General features: G+C 72.9%; 6 protein-coding genes. 1 reads left to right on the forward strand and 5 read right to left on the reverse strand.

All coding sequences use genetic code 11. The features are described 5' to 3' along the window. The coding region (locus P409_RS39350) for a hypothetical protein (protein ID WP_034846165.1) at nt 1–315 on the forward strand (315 nt) is incomplete at its 5' end. 18 nt (nt 316–333) lie between these two features. On the opposite strand, the gene P409_RS28050 is transcribed toward P409_RS39350, so the two are convergent. The 5 genes from P409_RS28050 to P409_RS39360 form a co-directional block, all read right to left on the reverse strand. Then, nucleotides 334–738, reverse strand: a complete 405-nt coding sequence (locus P409_RS28050; RefSeq protein WP_034846167.1) for a GNAT family N-acetyltransferase — start codon at nt 736–738, stop codon at nt 334–336. Then, nucleotides 739–1,362: a LolA family protein gene (locus tag P409_RS28055; protein ID WP_034846169.1), complete on the reverse strand. Its 624-nt coding sequence runs from the start codon at nt 1,360–1,362 to the stop codon at nt 739–741. It abuts the gene before it with no gap. 218 nt (nt 1,363–1,580) lie between these two features. Continuing rightward, a complete protein-coding gene (locus P409_RS39355; protein WP_034846170.1) occupies nt 1,581–3,569 on the reverse strand; it encodes an alpha/beta hydrolase domain-containing protein in 1,989 nt (662 codons plus the stop codon). Between the two features lie 42 nt (nt 3,570–3,611). After that, on the reverse strand, nt 3,612–3,926 hold the full coding sequence (locus tag P409_RS28065) for an AtuA-related protein (protein ID WP_034846172.1): 315 nt from the start codon (nt 3,924–3,926) through the stop codon (nt 3,612–3,614). Next, nucleotides 3,926–4,178: acyclic terpene utilization AtuA family protein (locus P409_RS39360; protein ID WP_034846174.1), on the reverse strand; the 253-nt coding region annotated here is incomplete at its 5' end. The genes P409_RS39360 and P409_RS28065, both read right to left, overlap by 1 nt.

Below are 4,178 nucleotides of genomic sequence, written 5' to 3' on the forward strand. Positions count from 1 at the left end.
CACGGCAACGGGCCGCGCCCGGACCGGCCGGAGGGCAGCCCGGAGGAGATCCGGGCCGAACGCTCCCGCCGCCGCGCCGCGGTCGCCGCCATGATCGAGCGGGCCATCGACGACCTCGCCGAACCCGCCCGGGTCGCGCCGCTGAAGGCCGGGCTGGCGGTCCGGCTGCAGGAGCCCGATGTCGACGCGCTGCTCGACACCCAGAGCATCGGCGGGGCCATGATCCGCCTCTGCCGCTCGCTCGCCTTCGACATCTGGAACGACGCCGACGGCTATCTCGCCCGTGCCCTCGTCCCCGCCCCCGACACCGGGTGAGCGGGCGCGGGCCGGCTGTTATCGCAGCTGGACCAGCCCGGCCTCGGTCGGCCGGAAGCCGCAGGCGTCGAGATAGAAGCCGCGCAGCTCCGGGTCGAAATCGACATGCAGCCATTCGCAGCCGGCGGCGCGGGCCCGGGCCACGGCCTCCCGCACCAGCCGCGTCGCGTGGCCCTGCCGCTGGAGCGACGGCGTCACCGCCGTGTCCAGCAGGAAGGCGTGGACGCCGCCGTCCCAGGCGACATTGACGAAGCCGGCCAGCCGGCCGTCCAGGCGCAGGCACACCCAGCCCAGGCTGAAGCGGTTGAGCTGGCCCCACCAGTCGTCGCCCAGCACCGGGTGCCCGAAGCATTCGGCATGCAGGGCGTTCAGCTCGTCATTGCCGAAGGCGCCGCGCCACTCCAGCACCGGCCCGGCCGCCATTCAGCGGTTGCTGCCCCGGCGCGGCACGATGAACAGCTTGTTGTCCAGCTGCACGCCGGGCTGGATGCCGGTCAGGTCGACCTGGGTGACGTTGCCCTGCTGGTCCACCGACACCCAGCTCTGCAGGATGATCGGATTGGCGGTGAAGTTCAGGGTCAGGGCGCCGTCATTCGGCTTGTCGGTCTGCACCAGCTGCACGCTCAGCAGGTTGTTGCCGTGGCTGACCTTGGTCACCGTGACGTCGCCCGACAGCTTGACGTTGGCGCGGGTGATGAAGTCGGCGATGGTCGACCCCAGCGGCACGTCCTTCCGCTGCCGCAGATCGGCGTCGTAATAGGTCAGCCAGGTGCCGTCGGCGATGTACATGTAGGAGATCGGCGGCTCGTATTCGAGCCGCATCTTGCCCGGCCGCTTCAGGTAGAAATGGCCGCGGTACAGGTCGGTGTTGTTGGTGGTCTGGACGAAGTCCGCCTGCACCGTGGTCAGGCTGCCCAGATACTGCTCGACCCGCGCCAGGTCCTGGCGGTCCTGGGCGGTCAGCTGGGCCGGCTGCACGGCGGCGGCCGGCCCGGCGGCGAGGAGCAGCGCGGCCAGGGCCGCGGCGAGGGTGCGTAGGATCGTCATGGTCGTCCGGATACACGGGGTCTGTGTTCCAAGTAGGGCACAGGCCCCCGGATATCCAGGGCGACGAGTCGCCGCCGGGCGCGAAGTCATGCGCAGGACAGAAAGGGTTCACCCGTCATTGCGAGCCCCGAAGGGGCGTGGCAATCCAGAGTTCGAGCCATGGATCGCCACGTCGCTTCGCTCCTCGCGATGACGATGAGCGGAAGATCGCCGCCGCCTCAGTCCTTCAGCACCGCGCTGGCCTCCGCCTGGGCGGCCAGGGTCGCGGCGTCGTCGGGCAGCAGCCAGCCGGCGGCGACCTGGCGGGCGGCCGCCGCCTTCACCCGCGCCACGAAGCCGGCATGGTCGCGGTAGCGTTCCTGCAGCGACGGCCGCGGATCGTGCGCGGCGATGCGCTCCGCTTTCGTCCGGGCGAAGGGGATGAAGCCGCCGAGGAAGGAGCAGCCGCCGCCGGCGCCGTAACCCCGGGCCAGCACGTTCCAACCGGTATAGGTGCCCAGCGGCACCAGCGCCTGGACCGAGGGCACGCCCGCCACCTCGTTGCCGTCGGCGTCGACGCGCACGACCTTCGACGGCAGCGCCTGGCGGATCCGCGGCGGCAGGACGTCGGGCACGCCGCTCAGGTCCGGATAGTCGAAGCCGCGGCCGACATCGTAGTCGAGGAAGACGTTGAGCGTCCCGTCCGGCCGTGGCGTGCCGGGGATCGCGGGCCAGCCCATCGCCCGCGAAGCCGGGTCGACCAGGTCGCCCGCCGCCAGCGTCGGATAGCGGCTGGCCGGCGGCGCCTTCCCCGACCTGACCCAGTCGACCAGCGCCGCCTGCAGCGCCCGCAGGGTCATCGACGACGGGTTGGGGTTGCCCGGCAGGACGCAGGCGGGCAGGGCCTCGCCGGTGGTGGAGAAGCCGCCGATGGCCGACCCGCCATGGGTCACGCCGGGGAAGTAGTAGCGCCGGATATTCGCCGGCAGCGGCAGGTCCCGCCGCGCATCGGTGCCGACCAGGCCGGGCGACATGCGCAGGCCCCACAGCTCCGCCGCGCCGAAGGTCTCCATGATCTTCGGGCAGGTGCCGGTGGCCTCGCAGCGGTCCAGCAGGCTCGAGGTGCCGCGCCGGCGGGCGCGGTCGTCGTAGTGCGTCCACCACAGCGTGCCCTCGCTGCCCAGCTCATACAGCGTGGCGGCGCCGCCAGGCACGCCGAAGCGGATGTTCATCGGCAGCTGGCGGGCGGCGATGTTCGGGTTCAGCCCGTCGAACACGATCCGGCCCTGCTCGTCGGCGTTGAAGCCGAGATTGAGGAAGCTCTTCAGGAAGTTGCCGGATTGCGAGGTGCCGGTGGCCACGGTCCAGCGCACCAGCCCGGCCGCCGGGTTGGCGGTGCCGGCATCGTCCGCCGCGGCATGGCGCAGGAAGGCGTTGAGGTCGCGGGTGGCGGCGAAGCCGATGCCCAGCACCTTCGGCGCCTTGCCGGTATAGGCCAGGCCGTAGGCGAAGCGCGGGTCGAAGCCGCCGCGCAGGCAGATCCAGCCGGGATCGGGGGTGCCGGGGAAGGCGCTGTCGGTGCAGTTGCCGAAGGCCCAGTCGCGCGGCGGGACGGGGATCGCCGGCCGGTCGTCGGCGGACTGGCGGAACAGCCGCGCCCGGCGGGTGTCCAAGGTCGCCGGCACCGGCCCGGGCCCGGTGCGGGAGAAGCCGACCAGGATCGGCAGGCTCCTCGTCCCCGGCGCCATGTTCATGAAGCGGGCGAAGGCCGGGCCGGTCGGGCTGCTCGCCACCGGCACCTCCGCCGTCTGCAGCCCGTCCGTGGCCGGAATGTCGCCCTGCCAGCCGCTGACCACGCGGATATGGCCGTCGGGATCGGCCCTGACGCCGCCATTGCCGCGGTTGGGCACGTCGTAGACCAGCACGCCGCTGGCCTGCTTCGGGTCGGCCGGCAAGGCGATGGCGAAGGTGGCGGAATACTCGACCCGGCCGCGGCCGTTGCGCGGCGCCTGGCGCAGGTCGGTGATGATGGCGTTGGCCGGGTCGGCGGGATCCAGCTCGCCCCGGAAGGTGCCGTGCAGGACCTGATAGGCCGGGGCGCCGGGCTTCGCCGGGGCCGCCGCCTCCTGCCGCTCCACCGTCAGGGTGGTCAGGCGGGCCTGGGCCGGGCCCGGCAGGCCAAGGGCAAGGACCGACAGCGCCGCGGCGCGGATGATGCGACCCCTCATGCGTTCCCCCATTGTCGTGTTGTTCGGGCCGACGGCGCCGGCTCAGCTCTCGTCCGGCAGCTCCAGGTCGAGCAGGGCCGAGGACAGCGACTTGCCGTGGCTGTCCAGCGCCAGCGAGGTGGTGACGCCGCTGCCCAGCACGCCGCTTCCGACGAAATGCAGCGCCGCCAGGCCGGGCAGCTCGAAGCGGGTGAAGCGGCCGGCGAGGTCGCCGCACAGATGCGTCTCCACCCGCTCGGCCGTCACCGCGCGGCGCAGCCGGTCGTAATCGGCCGGGTCGCGGGCGATCACGCTCAGCGTGGTGGTGTCGCCCTTGTCGCCGGCGCGGGCATGGGCGAGCTGGCCGAGGCGGGCCATCATGCCTCCAGGATCTCGACCGCGGAGCTGACGGCCCGCCGGTCGATCAGGGTCGAGACGATGCCGACCACGGGCCGGAGCGCGCTGCGCACGCCGCCCCCGGCGGCCGGGCCGTTGGTGTACAGGCTCTCCACCTCGCGCGCGGCGTCGGCAGCGGCCTCGGCGGTGGCGGCGCGGGCGCACATGCGCAGCCGGACTTCGGATGGCTCCCCGCCGCGCAGTCGGCCGGGCAGCAGCGAATCGACGCCGACC

It is taken from the genome of Inquilinus limosus MP06 (assembly GCF_000767795.1).
Lineage (GTDB): Bacteria > Pseudomonadota > Alphaproteobacteria > DSM-16000 > Inquilinaceae > Inquilinus > Inquilinus limosus_E.

What these genes read in the sequence shown, in the direction of transcription:
- P409_RS39355 (WP_034846170.1), bottom strand. Translation starts at nt 3,569, where the DNA reads ATGAGGGGTCGCATCATCCGCGCCGCGGCGCTGTCGGTCCTTGCCCTT.
- P409_RS28055 (WP_034846169.1), bottom strand. Translation starts at nt 1,362, where the DNA reads ATGACGATCCTACGCACCCTCGCCGCGGCCCTGGCCGCGCTGCTCCTC.
- P409_RS28050 (WP_034846167.1), bottom strand. Translation starts at nt 738, where the DNA reads ATGGCGGCCGGGCCGGTGCTGGAGTGGCGCGGCGCCTTCGGCAATGAC.
- P409_RS28065 (WP_034846172.1), bottom strand. Translation starts at nt 3,926, where the DNA reads ATGGCCCGCCTCGGCCAGCTCGCCCATGCCCGCGCCGGCGACAAGGGC.